The 17,755-nt window shown below is 62.3% G+C and carries 19 protein-coding genes; 17 read left to right on the forward strand and 2 right to left on the reverse strand.

Annotated features, from left to right (window positions below; translation table 11 throughout):
- The first annotated feature begins 1 nt into the window (after position 1).
- The 14 genes from AC1D2G_RS16110 to AC1D2G_RS16175 all read left to right on the forward strand — a co-directional run bounded on the left by AC1D2G_RS16110 (position 2) and on the right by AC1D2G_RS16175 (position 11,653).
- Positions 2-457 (forward strand): ribbon-helix-helix protein, CopG family, encoded by a 456-nt coding sequence (locus tag AC1D2G_RS16110; RefSeq protein ID WP_457152980.1) that lies wholly within the window; start codon positions 2-4, stop codon positions 455-457.
- A gap of 398 nt (positions 458-855) precedes the next feature.
- Positions 856-1,203 carry a type II toxin-antitoxin system RelE/ParE family toxin gene (locus AC1D2G_RS16115; RefSeq protein ID WP_420107526.1) on the forward strand — a complete coding sequence of 116 codons (348 nt, stop codon included), beginning with the start codon at positions 856-858 and terminating at the stop codon, positions 1,201-1,203.
- Positions 1,200-1,517, forward strand: coding sequence for a helix-turn-helix domain-containing protein (locus AC1D2G_RS16120; protein WP_023707464.1), 318 nt, complete (start codon positions 1,200-1,202; stop codon positions 1,515-1,517). The genes AC1D2G_RS16115 and AC1D2G_RS16120 overlap by 4 nt, the downstream gene beginning before the upstream one ends.
- Positions 1,518-1,732: 215 nt before the next feature.
- Positions 1,733-2,749 (forward strand): P-type conjugative transfer ATPase TrbB, encoded by a 1,017-nt coding sequence (gene trbB, locus AC1D2G_RS16125; protein WP_477415227.1) that lies wholly within the window; start codon positions 1,733-1,735, stop codon positions 2,747-2,749.
- Positions 2,750-2,784: 35 nt separating this feature from the next.
- Positions 2,785-3,078, forward strand: a complete 294-nt coding sequence (locus tag AC1D2G_RS16130; RefSeq protein WP_245331107.1) for a TrbC/VirB2 family type IV secretion system protein — start codon at positions 2,785-2,787, stop codon at positions 3,076-3,078.
- Positions 3,079-3,107: 29 nt separating this feature from the next.
- Positions 3,108-3,374, forward strand: a complete 267-nt coding sequence (locus AC1D2G_RS16135) for a VirB3 family type IV secretion system protein (RefSeq protein ID WP_477415229.1) — start codon at positions 3,108-3,110, stop codon at positions 3,372-3,374.
- Positions 3,375-3,387: 13 nt separating this feature from the next.
- Positions 3,388-5,841 carry a conjugal transfer protein TrbE gene (trbE, locus tag AC1D2G_RS16140; RefSeq protein WP_477415231.1) on the forward strand — a complete coding sequence of 818 codons (2,454 nt, stop codon included), beginning with the start codon at positions 3,388-3,390 and terminating at the stop codon, positions 5,839-5,841.
- Positions 5,838-6,596, forward strand: a complete 759-nt coding sequence (gene trbJ, locus AC1D2G_RS16145) for a P-type conjugative transfer protein TrbJ (protein WP_477415233.1) — start codon at positions 5,838-5,840, stop codon at positions 6,594-6,596. The genes trbE and trbJ overlap by 4 nt, the downstream gene beginning before the upstream one ends.
- An 8-nt stretch (positions 6,597-6,604) precedes the next feature.
- Positions 6,605-7,000 (forward strand): putative entry exclusion protein TrbK-alt, encoded by a 396-nt coding sequence (trbK-alt, locus tag AC1D2G_RS16150; RefSeq protein WP_477415235.1) that lies wholly within the window; start codon positions 6,605-6,607, stop codon positions 6,998-7,000.
- Between the two features lies 1 nt (position 7,001).
- On the forward strand, positions 7,002-8,363 hold the full coding sequence (trbL, locus tag AC1D2G_RS16155) for a P-type conjugative transfer protein TrbL (protein WP_477415237.1): 1,362 nt from the start codon (positions 7,002-7,004) through the stop codon (positions 8,361-8,363).
- A gap of 2 nt (positions 8,364-8,365) precedes the next feature.
- Positions 8,366-9,049: a conjugal transfer protein TrbF gene (trbF, locus tag AC1D2G_RS16160; protein ID WP_128287979.1), complete on the forward strand. Its 684-nt coding sequence runs from the start codon at positions 8,366-8,368 to the stop codon at positions 9,047-9,049.
- Positions 9,046-10,185, forward strand: a complete 1,140-nt coding sequence (gene trbG / locus AC1D2G_RS16165; protein ID WP_477415239.1) for a P-type conjugative transfer protein TrbG — start codon at positions 9,046-9,048, stop codon at positions 10,183-10,185. The genes trbF and trbG overlap by 4 nt, the downstream gene beginning before the upstream one ends.
- The gene (locus tag AC1D2G_RS16170; RefSeq protein ID WP_477415241.1) at positions 10,182-11,426 is read left to right on the forward strand and encodes a TraB/TrbI/VirB10 family type IV secretion system protein; all 1,245 of its coding nucleotides are present in this window, start codon (positions 10,182-10,184) and stop codon (positions 11,424-11,426) included. The genes trbG and AC1D2G_RS16170 overlap by 4 nt, the downstream gene beginning before the upstream one ends.
- 2 nt (positions 11,427-11,428) lie before the next feature.
- A complete protein-coding gene (locus tag AC1D2G_RS16175) occupies positions 11,429-11,653 on the forward strand; it encodes a DUF2274 domain-containing protein (protein WP_352846406.1) in 225 nt (74 codons plus the stop codon).
- Between the two features lie 57 nt (positions 11,654-11,710).
- Here AC1D2G_RS16175 and AC1D2G_RS16180 read toward each other — a convergent pair whose 3' ends face one another.
- Entirely contained in the window at positions 11,711-12,658 is a 948-nt protein-coding gene (locus AC1D2G_RS16180; RefSeq protein WP_477415243.1) for a LysR family transcriptional regulator, read from the reverse strand.
- Between the two features lie 11 nt (positions 12,659-12,669).
- A complete protein-coding gene (locus tag AC1D2G_RS16185) occupies positions 12,670-13,665 on the reverse strand; it encodes a class I SAM-dependent methyltransferase (protein ID WP_477415245.1) in 996 nt (331 codons plus the stop codon).
- Between the two features lie 278 nt (positions 13,666-13,943).
- On the opposite strand from AC1D2G_RS16185, the gene AC1D2G_RS16190 reads away from it, so the two are divergent.
- From AC1D2G_RS16190 to AC1D2G_RS16200, 3 genes are all read left to right on the forward strand, one after another.
- Positions 13,944-14,831 carry a helix-turn-helix transcriptional regulator gene (locus AC1D2G_RS16190; RefSeq protein ID WP_477415247.1) on the forward strand — a complete coding sequence of 296 codons (888 nt, stop codon included), beginning with the start codon at positions 13,944-13,946 and terminating at the stop codon, positions 14,829-14,831.
- A 107-nt stretch (positions 14,832-14,938) separates the two neighbouring features.
- Positions 14,939-16,144 (forward strand): MFS transporter, encoded by a 1,206-nt coding sequence (locus AC1D2G_RS16195; RefSeq protein WP_477415249.1) that lies wholly within the window; start codon positions 14,939-14,941, stop codon positions 16,142-16,144.
- Positions 16,110-17,546 carry a hypothetical protein gene (locus AC1D2G_RS16200; RefSeq protein ID WP_477415251.1) on the forward strand — a complete coding sequence of 479 codons (1,437 nt, stop codon included), beginning with the start codon at positions 16,110-16,112 and terminating at the stop codon, positions 17,544-17,546. The genes AC1D2G_RS16195 and AC1D2G_RS16200 overlap by 35 nt, the downstream gene beginning before the upstream one ends.
- Positions 17,547-17,755: the final 209 nt, after the last annotated feature.

Raw genomic sequence — 17,755 nt, forward strand, 5'->3', positions numbered from 1 at the left:
GATGGCAAAGGCTCCCCGCAAGCAACGCCTGTCCGTGTATCTAGATCCTAAGGCGATGAGCAGGCTGGCCGAACATGCGGCGCGCCGAGATCTTTCACGGTCGCTCGTCGCCGAGGCGGCCATCGAGTCGTTCCTCTCGCCCGATGCCGCCGAGCGACAGGAGGCGGCGATCACCAAGCGGCTCGATCAACTCGATCGCCGTACGGCACGCCAGGAGCGCGATCTTGGAATTGCCTTGGAGACGCTCGCCGTTTTCGTCCGCTTCTGGCTGGCGACAACGCCAGCGTTGCCCGAGCCCGCGGCGCAGGCTGCCCACGCCAAGGCTGGCGAGCGCTATGATGCCTTCGTCACCGCGCTCGGCCGGCGCCTGGCGAAAGGGCCAAAGCTTCGACAGGAAATCTCCGAGGACATCGATGGCCGCCTGGACACACTCCAGCCCGGCACGCCCGTGGGCTAAATGGACGGGCGGACTGAAGATTCTGCAAGCATCGATATGTCAAAACATATCAAAGCGTTGGAATGATATGTTGTTGTCATAGATCACGCCTTGCCGACCTGTCGAGTTTGGCAGAAGAGGACTAGACAGCCGCAGGGTGGCGTCGTTTCACGGGAACCACGTTGAGTCATGCTGCGGCAACCACGGGACAGATCTGGCGCGAAATCCGCAATTTAAGATCCGTGGCTACATGAAGGACCACGCCTTTCACAAGTTTCTATGATCACTTGGGAAAAACGGCTGCTTTCACCTGAATCAACTATTTTCAGCGGCTGGTCGGTGTCAGGATTCGTCGTTGATAATTATAGTCTGTATGCTATAAGGCAAGGGGAATGAAAAACCAAAAGCCCGCAGTATGGATGGGGTCGTCGAAGGCCGACCTGCGCGAGTTTCCGGTCGATGTTCGCCGATTGATGGGTGTTGCAATCAACGACGCCCAGAATGGTGAGGAGCACCCGGCTGTCAAAGCCCTGAAAGGCTTTGGGGGCCGCAGCATCCTCGAGGTGGTCGACGACTTCGACGGAGATACCTATCGGGCCGTCTATGCCGTGCGCTTTGCCGGGGTGATCTACGTGCTTCATTGCTTCCAGAAGAAGTCGAAGAAGGGCAGGGAGACACCCAAGCACGAAATCGATCTCGTGACAGTGCGATTGAAGGCGGCCGAGGCGCACTACCGCGAAAACTATGGGAAAGGAACAAAGTCATGACAGAAGACATCACCGCCGAAGTGAGCAGCGGCAACGTGTTTGCGGACCTCGGCTTTGACAATCCCGAAGAGGAATTGCTCAAGGCCAAGCTGGCCCGCGAGATCCGCGCCATTATCAAGCGCCGGCGCCTGACCCAGGCGAAGTCGGCCGAACTGCTCGGAATGAAACAGCCCGACGTCTCCGCGATCGTCACCGGGCGCACGGGCAAGTTTTCAATAGACAGGCTGGTTCGCTGTCTGGACCGCCTCGACTACAAGGTCGACGTGGTGGTTCGCCACAAGCCTCGACGGTCAACTCGTGCTGAAGCCGCTTGATCAGACGGCTTTGCCGACGAAGCATAATTGAGGGCGAGCGCCGCCCTTGCCTGAAGATCGTCAGCCTTGATCACAGGTCGGCACCGCCAATCTCCTGTATTTGCACGCTACGCCACTACGCCTCGATATTGGTGTTGAAACCACGCGAGATGCGGCTCTCTTAATCATCCCCGTCCAGGGGCCGCCCATGTTCCCCGGATCGAAACGGGGACAGGATGGCAGCTTCGCCTCACAATTCAGAAGGTCTGGCGCGCGGCGCACGCATGCTGCGCACAGCGCTGGGATCGGCGATCGCGAGCTATCTCGACGACGCGGGCATCGTCGAAGTGATGCTCAACCCCGATGGACGTTTGTGGATCGATCGCCTGTCCGAGGGGTTGTCCGACACGGGAGAGCGCCTGTCGGCAGCGGACGGCGAGCGCATCGTTCGCCTCGTTGCTCATCATGTCGGTGCTGAAGTCCATGCCGGCGCCCCACGCGTCTCGGCCGAGCTGCCCGAGACAGGGGAGCGGTTCGAGGGGCTTCTTCCTCCCGTCGTCGCGGCGCCTGCCTTCGCGATCCGCAAGCCTGCCGTCGCCATCTTCACCCTTGAAGACTATGTCGCGGCCGGGATCATGTCGGCGTGCCAGGCGGACGCACTTCGGTTGGGCGTTGCCAGCYGCGCGAACATCCTGGTCGCTGGCGGCACATCCACGGGCAAGACCACGCTGATCAACGCATTGCTGGCCGAAGTGGCCAAAACCGCCGATCGCGTCGTCATCATCGAGGACACGCGCGAACTGCAATGCGCCGCGCGAAATCTCGTGGCGATGCGAACGAAAGACGGCGTCGCCTCGCTCTCCGATCTCGTTCGTTCATCGCTGCGCCTGCGCCCCGACCGCATTCCGGTCGGCGAGGTGCGCGGAGCCGAGGCGCTCGAACTGCTGAAGGCCTGGGGCACCGGCCACCCCGGCGGCCTCGGGACGATCCACGCCGGCAGCGCCATCGGCGCGCTGCGACGGATGGAGCAACTCATCCAGGAAGCCGTCGTCACGGTCCCGCGCGCGCTGATCGCCGAAACGATCGACCTGATTGCCGTCCTTTCCGGCCGCGGCTCCGCGCGCCGGCTGTCCGAACTCGCCCGTGTCGATGGCCTTCGCCCGGACGGCGATTACCAGGTCACGCCAGCCGTCATCGCGGGCGACGACAGCCCGACTTTCCCCATCCAAAGCCCTGAAGGAGAAAATCCGTGATCCAACGCCTGCGCCTCGCGCGCCATCGTCTCGCCATGACCGTTTCCGTTCCCACGCTCATCCTGGTGATGGCCGCGCCCGCTTTTGCCTCCGGCTCGTCGATGCCGTGGGAACAGCCGCTGCAACAGATACTCCAGTCGATCGAAGGCCCGGTCGCCAAGATCATGGCGGTGATCATCATCATCGTCACCGGCCTGACACTCGCCTTCGGCGACACGTCGGGCGGATTCCGCCGGCTCATACAGATCGTGTTCGGCCTGTCCATCGCCTTCGCGGCGTCGAGCTTCTTCCTGTCGTTCTTCTCGTTCGGCGGCGGAGCGCTGATCTGATGGCGGGTTCGGTCGAACAGGGCGGCCCAATGCCCGATCATGCAGTGCCGGGCTACACGGTCCTCGTGCACCGCGCGCTGACCGAGCCGATCCTGCTCGGCGGCGCCCCGCGCGCCATCGCCATCATGAACGGGACGCTCGCGGGCGCCGTGGGGCTGGGACTGCGTCTGTGGCTGGTCGGCCTCGCAATCTGGGCGATCGGCCATGTTGCCGCCGTCTGGGCCGCCAAGCGCGATCCGCTTTTCGTCGACGTCGTTCGCCGGCATCTGCGCATCCCGGCGCATCTCACGGTCTGAGGGGGGCCATTGGATGATGAATCTTGCCGAATATCGCAACCGAAGCAGCCGGCTCGCCGACTTTCTGCCCTGGGTGGCATTGGTCGGCGCCGGAATCGTCCTCAACAAGGACGGCAGCTTCCAGCGCACCGCGCGCTTTCGCGGTCCTGATCTCGACAGCGCCGTTCCCGCCGAACTGGTTGCCGTCGCCGGCCGGCTCAACAACGCCTTCCGCCGTCTGGGGTCCGGCTGGGCGATCTTCGTGGAGGCGCAGCGCCATGCTTCGACCCGCTATCCCGACAGCCACTTTCCGGATGCGGCCTCGACGCTGGTCGATGCGGAGCGAAAGGCGGGCTTCGAGGAGGCCGGCGCGCACTTCGAGTCCAGCTACTTCCTGACGCTCACCTATCTTGCGCCCGCCGAAGACACCGCCCGTGCGGAAAGCTGGCTCTACGAAGGCCGCGAGAAGAAGGGCCTCGACCCCAATGCGGTGCTGACCGGGTTCACTGACCGCAGCGACCGCGTCCTGCGCCTTGTCGAAGCCTTCATGCCGGAGTGCCGCTGGCTCGATGACGCCGAGACGCTGACCTATCTGCATGGCTGCGTCTCGACCAATCGCCACCGTGTCCGCGTTCCCGAAACGCCGATGTATCTCGATGCCATGCTGGTCGACCAGCCGCTGACCGGCGGTCTTGAGCCGAGGCTTGGCGCGTCGCATCTGCGCATTCTGACCGTCACGGGGTTCCCGACCGCGACCACGCCGGGTCTGCTCGACGAACTGAACCGGCTGGCCTTCCCGTATCGCTGGTCGACACGCGCGATCCTGCTCGACAAGACCGATGCGACCAGGCTGCTGACAAAGATCCGGCGTCAATGGTTCGCCAAGCGCAAATCGGTCGCCGCGATCCTCAAGGAGGTGATGACCAACGAGGCGTCCGTACTCGTCGACACCGACGCCGCAAACAAGGCCGCCGATGCCGACATGGCGCTGCAGGAGCTCGGCGCCGACTATGCCGGCATGGCCTATGTCACGGCGACGGTGACGGTGTGGGACGATGATCCCGGCATCGCCGACGAAAAACTGCGCCGGGTCGAAAAGGTGATCCAGGGCCGCGATTTCACGGCAATGATCGAAACCATCAACGCCGTCGACGCCTGGCTCGGCAGCCTGCCGGGTCATGTCTACGCCAACGTCCGTCAACCTCCCATCTCCACCCTCAATCTCGCCCACATCATTCCGCTGTCCGCGGTGTGGGCGGGGCCGGAACGGGACGAGCATTTTGCAGCGCCCCCTCTGCTCTTCGGCAAGACCGAAGGCTCGACCCCGTTCCGGCTTTCGCTTCACGTCGGCGACGTTGGCCATACGCTGATCGTCGGCCCGACCGGCGCGGGCAAGTCCGTGCTTCTGGCACTGATGGCGCTGCAGTTCCGCCGCTACGCGGGCTCGCAGGTATTCGCCTTCGATTTCGGCGGCTCGATCCGCGCGGCGGCGCTCGCAATGGGCGGCGACTGGCATGATCTCGGCGGCGACCTCAGCGATGGGGCGATCGACAGCGTCAGCCTTCAGCCGTTCGCCCGCATTCATGATGTCCCCGAGCGTGCCTGGGCCGCCGACTGGATCGTGGCGATCCTGACGCGCGAGAATGTGACGATCACCCCTGAGGTCAAGGAGCATATCTGGACGGCGTTGAGCTCCCTGGCGTCCGCGCCTGTCGAGGAGCGCACAATCACCGGTCTGGTCGTGCTGCTGCAATCAAATGATCTCAAGCAGGCATTGCGCCCCTATTGTGTCGGCGGTCCCTACGGCCGGTTGCTCGATGCCGAGCGCGAACAGCTCGGATCAGCGTCAGTCCAGGCATTCGAAACCGAAGGGCTGATTGGAACGGGTGCTGCGCCCGCGGCCCTGTCCTATCTCTTCCATCGCATCGAGGACCGGCTCGATGGCTCGCCAACCCTTCTCATCATCGACGAAGGCTGGCTTGCGCTGGACGATGAGGGCTTTGCCGGCCAGCTCCGCGAATGGCTGAAGACGCTGCGCAAGAAGAACGCTAGCGTCATCTTCGCCACGCAGTCGCTCAGCGACATCGATGGTTCGGCAATCGCGCCCGCGATTATCGAGAGCTGCCAGACCCGGCTTCTGCTGCCGAACGAACGCGCCATCGAGCCGCAGATCACGGCGATCTATCGCCGCTTCGGCCTCAACGATCGGCAGATCGAGATCATCGCGCGGGCGATGCCGAAGCGCGATTACTACTGCCAGTCCCGTCGCGGCAACCGGCTGTTCGAGCTCGGTCTGTCGGATGTGGCACTCGCCCTTTGCGCTGTATCCGCGAAGACCGACCAGGCCGCGATCGCCCGCATCGTCGCCGAGCATGGCCGCGACGGGTTCCTCGCAGCCTGGCTCAGCCACCGAGGCGTCGGTTGGGCCGCCGAACTCGTTCCCGTCCTGACCAGCCCCGCCCTCACCAACAAGGAGAAGTCCCCATGAAAATGCGTCGTTCACTTGCCATGCGGTTCGCTGCCGCCCTGCTTGCCGCACCCGCCGCATTATCGCCCATCCTGGCGACGCCGGCACAGGCCTTCATCGTTTTCGATCCCTCGAACTATTCGCAAAACGTCTTGACGGCGGCGCGCTCGCTGCAGCAGATCACCAACCAGATCACCTCGCTTCAGAACCAAGCGCAGATGCTCATCAACCAGGCCCGCAATCTCGCAAGCTTGCCATTCTCCTCGCTGCAACAGCTCCAGCAGTCCGTGCAGCGCACGCAGCAACTGCTCGGTCAAGCACAGAACGTTGCCTATGACGTCCAGCAGATCGATCAGGCCTTCCAGCAGAAATACGGCAACGTCTCGCTGTCGGCTTCGGATCAGCAACTCGTCGCCGACGCGCGCTCGCGCTGGGGCAACACGGTTGGTGGCCTTCAGGATGCCATGCGTGTGCAGGCGGGCGTCGTCGGCAACATCGACACCAATCGCAGTGAGATGTCGGCGCTGGTCGGCCAGAGCCAGGGTGCGACCGGAGCGCTTCAGGCAACGCAGGCCGGCAACCAGCTCCTCGCGCTTCAGGCGCAGCAACTCGCCGATCTCACCGCTGTCGTCGCCGCGAACGGTCGGGCGCAGGCGTTGCAATCGGCAGAACAGGCCACTGCCGCTGACCAGGGCCGCGAGCAGCGCCGGCGCTTCCTGACGCAGGGCTCGGGCTACCAGCCCGGCAGTGCGCAGATGTTCTATGGCAAGAACTGAGGCCCGCGATGGACGGCAAGATCCTCGCTCGCATCGGTGCAGTCGTCTTCATCGCGGTCGCTTTGACAGTGACCGCAATCGAGATGAGCAGCAAGGACGATGAGCCTGACGCCCCGGCGATGCGGGACCGTTCCATCGCGTCACAAGACCCGCTCGCGGCCGAATTGCGCCGCTGTTCCGGGATCGGCGAGGCAGGCCCTCGCGATCCCGGCTGCCTGAAAGCGTGGGCAGACAGCCGGCGCCGGTTTCTCCGTCAACGTGACACGGCAACCGCGCCTGCCGCCGTTGCCCCGAAAACGTTATTCCCTGATGTGCCGGCATCAGCCAACCGGAAAGAAGGGGCGCGAACGGATGTGACCGCTCCCGCGATGCAGGTCGAGCCGCCCCGGCCGGAGATTCACTGACATGGGCGGCATGGGCGTCATCGACCATTTCCTCGAAGTCTTCACGCGCTACATCGACGGCGGCTTCGGCCTGCTCGGCGGCGAGGTCGGCTTCATCGCCACGACCTTGATTGTCATAGACGTGACGTTGGCGGCGCTCTTCTGGTCCTGGGGGGCGGACGACGATATCATGGCGCGCCTCGTCAAGAAGACGCTGTTCGTCGGCGTCTTCGCCTATCTCATCTCCAACTGGAACAATCTCGCCCGCATCGTCTTCGAAAGCTTCGCCGGGCTTGGCCTGAAGGCCTCGGGAACGGGTTTTGCCGTCGACGATCTCATGCGCCCGGGCAAGGTGGCGCAGACCGGGCTCGACGCCGGCCGGCCGTTGCTGGACTCGATCTCGAACCTGATGGGCTATTGGTCCTTCTTCGAGAACTTCATCCAGATCGCCTGCATGTTCTTCGCCTGGGCGCTGGTGCTGCTGGCCTTCTTCATCCTCGCAATCCAGCTCTTTGTCACCTTGATCGAGTTCAAGCTGACGACGCTCGCCGGTTTCGTGCTGATACCCTTCGGTCTGTTCGGCAAGTCCGCCTTCATGGCCGAGCGGGTGCTCGGCAACGTCATTTCGTCCGGCATCAAGGTGCTGGTGCTCGCCGTCGTCATCGGTATCGGTTCGACTCTTTTCTCCGAGTTCACCGCAGGCTTCAGCGGCAACACGCCGTCGATCGACGACGCCATGGCGATAGTGCTGGCCGCGCTGTCGCTGCTCGGCCTTGGCATATTTGGACCTGGCATTGCCAACGGTCTCGTCTCCGGCGGCCCGCAACTCGGCGCGGGCGCGGCGGTCGGCACCGGGCTCGCCGCCGGCGGCATGGCAGCAGTGGGCGCCGCGGCCGCCGGCGCCGTCGTGTCCGGAGGCGCGGCTGTCAGCGGCGGTGCAGCAGCGGCGGCCCGTGGCGGTGCCGCCACCGCGGGCAGGGCATCCACAGCCTACAATCTCGGCGCGGCCGGAGACTCTGGCTTTTCCGGCGTCGCATCCGGGCTCGGCGGTGTCATCAGCGCCGGCGCCCAGGGTGCCATCTCACCGCTCAAGCGCGCGGCCAACAATGCGGCAGGCAGCATGAAGCACAGCTACCAGTCCGGCGCTCGCGCAGCCTTCGAGACGACGGGCGGATCATCCACCGCTGGCACAATCGGCGCGAACACTGGCGAAGCCGGCTCCGCTCCCGTCGCGTCTTCCGTAGCCGAAAGTCAGCCCGCCTGGGCGAAGCGCATGAAGCGCTCGCAACAGATGACCCATGGCGTCCAGGCCGCCGCCCACGCCGTTCGCAGTGGCGACAGCCATGGCGGCGGCTCCTCGATCAACCTCTCTGAAAGAGACTAAGCATGTTCAAACGACCGTCCACGCACTACGGCAGATCCCCACAACCCGAGACGCCCTACCAACGCGCTGCACAGGTCTGGGACGAGCGCATCGGTTCGGCTCGCGTGCAGGCGCGCAATTGGCGTTACATGGCCTTCGGTTGCCTGGCGCTCGCCGCCGGGTTCTCCGCTGCGCTCGTCTGGCAATCCGCCAACGGCTCGATCGTGCCCTGGGTGGTGCAGGTCGATCGTCTCGGCCAGGCGCAGGCTGTCGCCCCAGCGGTCGGCGACTATCAGCCGAACGATCCGCAGATCGCCTTCTACCTGGCGCACTTCATCGAACAGGTGAGGTCGATCCCCGCCGATCCGGTCATCGTGCGGCAGAACTGGCTGCGCGCCTATGACTTCGCGACGCAGGGCGGGGCGCTGGCTCTCAACGACTATGCGCGCGCCAATGACCCGTTCACCAAGGTCGGCAAACAGCAGATCGCCGTCGACGTGTCGTCGGTCATCCGCGCATCCCCAGTGAGCTTCCGCATCGCCTGGGTCGAACGCCGCTATCAGGACGGCTCCCTTGCTTCCACGGAGCGCTGGTCCGCGATCCTTACAATTGTCGTGCAGCCCCCGCGCGACGCCGACGCACTGAGGAAGAACCCGCTCGGCATCTACATCAACGCCATCAACTGGTCGAAGGAGCTTGGACAATGACGCCCGCACTCTTCAAGGCCGCCCACTGGGGGTGTCCAACTTTCCTCATCCACGCAATGCCGGCTTTCCGCAAGATGGCCTTTCCAGCACTGCTGCTTTGCACTTCGGCGCTTGCAGGCTGTGCCACCAGGCAGAAGCCGCCGGAGATTTCCTATGACGATCCGATCCCGGCCGTGCAGGCCGTCGATCCGCCCCCGCCCGTCAAGGTAGTAGAGCTGTCAAAGCCGCTGCCGCTTCCAGGCCAGTTGAAGCCGGTCGGCAAGGACGCAAAGCCCGAGCCGGAACCGTCCGATCCGACCGCGCGCGTGAACCTGGCCAATGCGGCCGCGCGCATGCAGCCTGTCCGCAACGGGTTCATCAACTCGATGCAGGTCTATCCCTTCGTCGATGGCGCGCTCTATCAGGTCTATGCCTCGCCGGGACAGATCACCGACATCGCGCTCCAGCCCGGCGAGCAGCTCGTCGGCTCCGGCCCCGTCGCCGCCGGTGACACCGTGCGCTGGATCATCGGCGATACCGAGAGCGGTACGGGCGGGACCAAGCAAGTCCACATCCTCGTCAAGCCGACGCGCGCCGAACTCATAACCAATCTCGTCATCAATACCGATCGGCGTACCTATCACATGGAGCTGCGCTCGACGCCGTCGACCTATATGGCATCGGTTTCCTGGCAATACCCGCAGGACCAGCTCATCGCCTTGCGCCGTCAGGGCCAACAGGCTGAGGCTGCGCAGCCGGTCTCGACGGGCATCGATCTTGCTCGCGTCAATTTCCGCTACGATGTGACGGGCGATCACGCACCGTGGCGGCCGTTGCGCGCCTTCGACGATAGCAAGCAGGTGTTCATCGAGTTCCCGCGAGGCATCGGCCAGGGCGAGATGCCGCCACTCTTCGTGGTTGGGCCGGAAGGCGACACGTCGGAACTGGTGAACTATCGCGTCCGCGGCAACTACATGATCGTCGATCGGCTGTTTGCCGCAGCCGAGTTGCGCTTCGGCGCCGGCAAGAACCAGCAGCGCATCCGCATCTCTCGCACCGATGGGGTAAGGAGCAGTCGATTTTCATGGATGCGTGGCCCTGGTGAGACCCCGAAAGCGACGAACCTCCGAACAGACAGCGGAGGGTCGCCATCATGAGCAACAGATTGGATCCCGGGAAGGAAGAGGGCCGGGGGCCGATGAATGACGCCCGCCCGGAGGCGCCGGTCGAGGATGACGCCCGGCCGTTGACAGGCGAGCCGGCCGCGGCCATGCGGCTGCGCGCTGAGCCGCCGCGCGTGACGCGTCTGTCCCGCAAGGCGCTGGCCGGACTGGGGCTCGCCGCAAGCCTGACTGTCGGCGGGGCGCTGATCTACGCGCTGCAGAACCGTCAGCAAGGCCAGGGTCAGGAGCTCTATTCAACCGACAATCGCTCGACCCCCGATGGGCTCGCCGGCTTGCCAAAGGACTATGCCGGCGTTCCGAAGCTTGGCCCACCGCTTCCCGGCGATCTCGGCCGCCCAATCCTCGCCGCACAGAATGGCGGCCCCGCGCTGTCGACGGGCCCCATCGGCCCGGACCCGGAGGAGCAGCGCCGGGAGCAGGAACTGGAAGCGGCAAGAACCGCGCGCCTGTTCGCGTCAACGCAAACGCGGCCTGCGGATGAGGCGACTGCCGCTCAGCCGACGACAGAGACCATGCCAAGGCCAGATCTCGCCAGCCTTGGCCTCGCGCCGCAGCCAGCGACGCCCTCGGCGCAGGACCGCCAGCGCGCATTCCTCGATCAGCCACAGGACAAACGCACCGTCTCGGCCGATCGCGTCGCGGCGCCGGCGTCGAAGAACGTCCTGCAGGCGGGCGCCGTCATCGCAGCCGCCCTCATCACCGGCATTCGTTCTGACCTGCCGGGTCAGATTACCGCGCAGGTGACGGAGAATGTCTATGACAGCCCCACCGGCCATATCCTTCTCATTCCGCAGGGGACGCGCCTCATAGGCCAGTACGACAATGGTGTCGGCTTCGGCCAACGCCGCGTGTTGCTGGTATGGACCAGGCTGATTTTTCCTGACGGCCGCTCCATCGTGCTGGAACGTGAGCCTGGAGCGGACGCCGAGGGCTATGCTGGCCTTGAGGATGGCGTCAATTATCATTGGGGCGAACTGTTCAAGGCTGCAGCACTTTCCACGGTTCTGAGCATCGGTGCGCAAGCAGGCTCATCGGGCCAGGAGAGCGACATAGTGCGCGCTCTGCGCCAGGGTGCTTCCGACAGCATCAGCCAGGCAGGCCAGCAGATCGTCCAGCGGCAGCCCAACATAGCGCCGACACTCACGATCCGACCGGGATTCCCGGTGCGCGTGATCGTCACACGCGATCTCGTGCTCGAACCTTATGGAAGCTGAAAATGGCCAAGTTGAAACTGGGTCCGATCGCCGACGACAAACCCGTCAAGGTCACGGTGGAGCTTCCTGCGGCATTGCACCGTGACCTGACCGCCTATGCCGAGATCCTCGGCCGCGACGCAGGGCAACGGCCCGCCGATGCGCCGCGCCTCATCGTCGCGATGTTGGAAAGGTTCATTGCGACGGACCGGGGCTTTGCCAGGGCGAAGCGCTCGGAGGGTGGTTAAAAGCCGGACGACTGAAGTCGAACCGGGTCAGTCGCGCCTCCCAGTCATGACGTGATTTCAGAAATCTCCACTCAGCGTTCCGTACTTCCCTGGATTGACGGGGGTTGCCCCCAGGGATGTTGCGGACACCAAGTTTCTTGCGGTCCCAACCAGTCGCAAAAGCGCACGCTTTGGGTTCGATTCCAGCCACACCGCCTTGATCGAACTGACGCCGTTCGGATCGTCGATGGGTTTCCACACCGTAGCGTCGATGGCAACTGTCGTGGCAAAACCCTCGCCCGCCAGAGTCGCGCCTTGACCGAGTTGCACCTTGAGGATGACCGTCGCTTCGCTAGCGCGACATATCTGGACAGTGGGGCCACCATTCGCAGCAATATGCTCCAGCAAACCCAGATCCTGCGGCGATGCGCCTGAAACCAGCAGGCACGTATCTGCAAGATCTGCCCATGTGACCGCAAGCCTTTCAGCAAGCGGATGGTAACGTGGCAGGAGAACGAACAAGCGCTCGTGCGCAAATATCTCGCTACGGCATAGGGCGGCGTTCTCAAGCCCATGCGTGAAGACGATGTCGAGGCGCCGACGGCGTATAGCCGCCAGGCACTGTTCGACTGGAACGTCTTCGATCGCGACGCACACGTCCGGATGCAAACGGCCAAAACGCTCGATGAGACGTGCCACGAACGTGCGCCCCATCTGGGCGCATAACCCTATCCTGACCGTTCTGGCATCCTGGTGACCGCGACGACTTCCGGCCAGGGCATCGCGCAAGCCTTCATAATGAGCGCGGACAAGATCGACCCAGTCCCGACCCGCCTCGGTCAGCCGAACGCCATGGACGTCGCGGTCAAACAACTGCATGTCCAGCAATTGCTCGAGAGCAACGATGTTGCGGCTGACACAGGATTCCCTCACTCTGAGAACTCTTGCAGCCTGCCTGAGGCTGCCATGGTCGACAGCTGCGAAGACATGGTCCAAACGGCGGAGCGTGTTGTTGACCTGTCCCAAAGCTCAGGAGCCTATTCCTGCGCGGCGGCGACGTTAACCGGCAGGGTCGGATACAAGCTGGTTTCGTAGACGTACTCGTGCGGAATGGCTGGAGTGGCCATCTGGGAGAGGTACCGGTTCAGGTTTTCCTCGCTATTGCTCGCAGCCAGGCTACAGAAATTTCCGCTGTTCCACGTCAGGGAACAGTAGCTGAAATGCGCACGTATTGCGTCCGCCATCTGTGCCAAAGTCACCTCATTGCCGAACATCGTATCCAGAACGAGGGTTTGCTTCTTCTCGATTTCGTCTGGGGGAAAATAGCGCGCCTTGAAGCCGAAATCCTTCTGGTGTTCGCGACGCCGGTAATCCGGCTCCTCGGCAGCCCGGAACTTCTCGACGAAGACGAAGATTCCGTCGTGCTTGAGGTGCTGGGTCACGAACTCGATCTGGCTTGCTCTGTTTGGCGAGTACATCTGAAAGGTCGTGTCCTCGAGAATAATATCGAAGCCGTGGGCGAAATTTGCCAGTCGCGGATCTGAACCCAGGACGTCCTTGGTCAACTTATGGAAGGGGCCAATGAAGAAGTCGGCGTGCGGTGGTTCGCCATAGGCCATGAAGCTTGTGTAGTTCTCCGCGTTTGGGCTGCACGACAGCGTGCGTATCTGTCCCTCGGACAGTTCCGACAACGTTCTCGCCATCGTGCCTTCCGCCGTTCCAAGGCTGTATAGCGAAAGCGGAGTGCCACGATGGCGCGCATATTTCAGCACCGCGCGGGCCATCCGGCACTCCTCTTCCAATCTGTAGGGAATGCTGCCGTGATAGTGCTGGTCGAAAAATCCCTGGCGGGTCGCGTGCAGGGCAACCAGATCGCGCTGCAGTTCATCGCTCGGCAGTAGGCGGGCGTCGGCCACGGGCTTCCGGATTGGCATCCCGCTCTTTCCGGCGGCGGTCGCTGCGAAAAAGCCGGCTAGTCCGTTGATCCGCGGACCATGGTCGCACTCAGCCAGAAAGTCGTCGAGTCCACGCATCGCAGTATGCCTCCAGCACCGTTCCATTGGTGTGATGCCGATACGTCGATGGGGGAAATTCCACTAAGATAAGTGTGGTCTAATATTTCGCCGGGCTCAAGTATTGGCTGAGCCAACTGGTAGGCCTGCCGGATACAGGCGGCTTTCACTCGCTTGCCATTTTTTCGCTAAAGTCACATCTTCTACCAATCCAGAGTTATTTGCGTGTTGTTCAGCAACCCATGGTTCGCCACATCACGCAACGACTGGCCACTCGCCAGTAAGGAGACTGTGGATACGTGAATACTCTTGCCCTCGACCCGACCGAGAACCGCCATTCACGCCACCAATCGCTTGCCCACACGTATGAGAACTGGGGGAGCGTGCGGGCCGACGTAGTCAAAAGGACCGGGCTTGAGCGCCAGGAGACAAGAATCCTCCAGCCAAACCATGTGTTCTTGATGAACCTGAAGGGCACAGCGTGCCGCGGAGAAGACATTGTGGACGGGCGCCGGATTACCTTTTTGCCGCGCCGGGCCGGTTCGATAATCTTCATGCCCGCCGACAGTGATTGGAATGGGTGGGACGAGGGGGACGCGACCGCTTCCTACCTCCTGGTCTCGATTGAAAAAGGGTTCGCCGATGACGTGTTTGCGGGAATGGCTCGCAATCGCGCGGCAGTGCTGCCGCCTTCGATCGGATTTCGGGACACCACTGTAGAGTTGGCGTTGCAGAGGATTGTCTTGGAGCTCAAGCAGCCTGACCCCATCAGCGCAACGATGGTGGAATGCCAGGCCACGCAATTGCTCGGGCAAATGTTCAGGTTGAACGGCGTCCATCAGGAACCGGCAAAAGGCGGTTTGTCATCGTTCGATCTCAAGCGAGCGGTGGGAATGATCGAGGCCTTGTCGGGCGGCAGGCCTACGCTCGCCGATTTGGCAAAAGAAATTGGGGTTAGCAGGTTCCATTTCTGGAGGGCCTTCAAGCAGTCGACAGGCATGACACCGCACGCATTCATTGCGCAGCGCCGATTGGAGCACTCCGCGGATATGCTGCGATCGACAAATTTGTCGGCGACGGACATCGCGATGGAATGTGGTTTCGGCAGTTCGAGCCATTTCGCGACCGCCTTTAAGCGGGCCTTCGGCGCGGCCCCCACGGAATTTCGTCGTAAGTGCAGAATCTAGGTCGCCGCTTGTCGGTTCTCAGCAACTATCGGAAAAGCCCAACATCACAGTAAAGCAGGCTTGGCGGAAGAAGGTATCCATCGGCGATCAGCCCGGATACGCCGCTCATGTCAAACCTGGTTCGAATTCGTAACGGCAAAGGACGGGCCGACCGGTCCAATCCCTGCCTCGGATTCCTGGCCAGCACGCTATCGGCGGCTGTTGCCCGAAACGGCTACTACATCGCATCCGCCTGGATCCTCGTTGAGCGAGGGTACGGAACTGCCGGCGTGGCGACGTTCCTTGCGATCGCAAGCATTGTCGAATTCATCGCGAGCCCTCTGGCCGGCGTAGCTGCGGATCGATTTGACAGGCGATGCTTGAACGTTGCGGCCGACCTCGGCCGCTTCGTCGTTTTGCTGGCTACCGCTTGCGCGCTTCTCTACATGGACGTGTTTCTGATTATCTGTCTGTCAGCGGCCCTCTTTTCGTTTTGCGACCGTGTCGCGCTTACGAGCTCTCAATCAATGATCCCCGTCATCGCTGACGGCCGCGATCTTGTAGCCTCGAATTCCGCCGTCTTCTTCGTCATGCAGTTCGGCAATCTCGGCGCAGCTCTGCTTGCAGGGCCTTTGCTGGATGAGCGCTCCCCAGCCCTGCCATTCACCGTTCTTGCTGCCTTCTTCCTGTTTTCAGCGGGCTGCCTTGCCTTGATACGGCTGGAGCCGGTTTCGAGCGATGTACGCATCGCCAAAATCTCTGCAGCACAATTCGATCTGAGCCTGCGTCGTCTCATCGTCGTCTACGCGCTTCTCTATACAAGCGCTCTGCTTGTCAGCGTCATGGGATCGAGTTTCGTCTTCCAGGAGCAGAAGGGTACTGCCGTGGATTTCGGCTACCTCGAGGCAGCATGGTCGGCTGGCTCACTGATCGGCGCGGTCTCTCTGTCCCAAATTGAAAGAGCGATGGGTGCCCATGCGCGGCATCTCATGCTTTTGGCCTTAACGGCCCTGGTACTCATGGCGCTGGCATATCTGCGCACGCCCTGGACAGTGATCCTTTTTGCCGCGCTCGGATTTCTATACAATCTTGGACGCGTCAGCGTTGAAGTCACATTGCAGTCGCGTGTATCGGTTTATCTGTTGGGCCGGGCAAAAGGCATTATGCATAGTGTGGCCGTGGTGCTCGGGTTACTCGTCTTTGGCATCGCCGCCGCTGCAGGAGATCGAGCGTTTCCTTCGACGATTTTCTTCAGCTTCGGAGTGGTGCTCCTCATCAGTATTTTGTGTTTGAGCGTCGGTGCCGGTCAGCCACAAGAAAAAGGTGAATCGTGAGGTGGAAGAGCTAGCAGCAGGTGCAGATGCGAAACAGGCAGTCCTGGGGTCGCTGACCGCACTCTACCCCTGGATGAGCCCATATCATTCCCGGCCGATACGCGACTATGCGATTCGCCTGTTCGAAGCGCCAGCTTCCAGGTCCGTGCCAGAAATCCGATTTCGAGCCTTCACCAAACTACTAGACATCATCAGGAAGGCATCGACACGAAACGGGTTGTCTGACGATACCGCCTCGGAAATCTGCAGGGATTTCGAAAAGCGCCGCGTGTTGCAGACAGGCCCTCATTTGTTTCTCCTTATGGAGCCAGAAGCCTATTACACGCATATCTTCAGCCTCCTTGGTCTCTCCGCGCATGGCTGTTCGACCTATGTTTCCTACGCCGTTTCGACGGTGAATCTCGTTGAAAAGCCACGCAAGGGACCAGGCTGGCTCACCGTTGACGGGAAGCCGATCAACGTCTTCGGCCTCAGCCGAAGCCGGATGATCGGATACAGCCTGTTAGCCGGGCCGGGACCCTATAGGTTCGAGTTGTTGCCGACGGAGCCAAACACGGGGGGAGACGGCCTCACGCTGCTTCGTAGCTTTCTGCCGAAGACGCAATTCGAGCGGCCCGCGCACGCCATCAAGGCAGCCAATCTCATCCTTTGGCCAAAAATGTTCGGAGGCCGCTTTGCCTTCCTGCAGATCGACGACGAAGATGTTGCCGACCTGGTGGCCGACCATCTGTCGGACGAAAATTCCTGGCTACGCATGAGACTGCTGGAAGACCCGAAGTTCGCTTCCAACATCCTTGCCGGCCTCGACGGGCTCGCGTCTGGCCCCTGGAGCGGCTGGCTCGCTCGGGGCACTGATTTCTTCTGGTTCTATGAAAATGGCAAACGCCGTCCGCTGCGTCTGATCGCCGGCGAACTCATCGATCCTGCGACCGGTATGAAGGTGGCGGGCTTCACAGCCCCCGACATCCTCGAGCGGCTGGCAAACCGCAGCCTTGTCCCGAATCTCCTGCTGATGTTTCTGGTTTTGTCGATCCTGCCCGGCGTGCGCGCGCTTGGAGGCAGCTATCAGCCGATCTACTACCCCCTGATGCGCTACGTCGTCTGCCGGGCGCTCGAGGCCGCAGGCGTGGATGGAGATCTTCGGCAGGCTCTCGCAACCGACGACGTACCGGGTGCTTGGGGACATCGGGTAATTGAGTGTGATGATGATCCGTTCGAGCTGTTCCTAAATGGCAGGAACGGCAGGATCAGTGATCTTATCGACCATTTGGGCGACATTTCCTTCGCCGAGGCATGTGGAAGCATGAAAGGCTTCGTGTCGGACCCGTCGTGGCATGAACTTCACAGACGACTGCGGAACGGGCTGATTGCGCCGGCCGATGAGGAGTGGGCTTTTTCCTGAAATGTCTTGGGCGCTTCCAGCAGTTAGCGCGGGCACGCGGGATTGCGAATGTCTGCTTCGCGCCTCATTTCGGTCATTGACGCAATCACTACCGCAGCCTCAAAGCTGACATCACGCGGTATAGCGTCTGCAATCTTGTCTGCTTGGAAACGACGGCGAACTAAATGGAGGACGGATGCCCAAGGTCAAAGGTAAGAGCGCTCTTAACA

The sequence above is a fragment of the Mesorhizobium sp. P2_C7 genome (genome assembly GCF_056404515.1).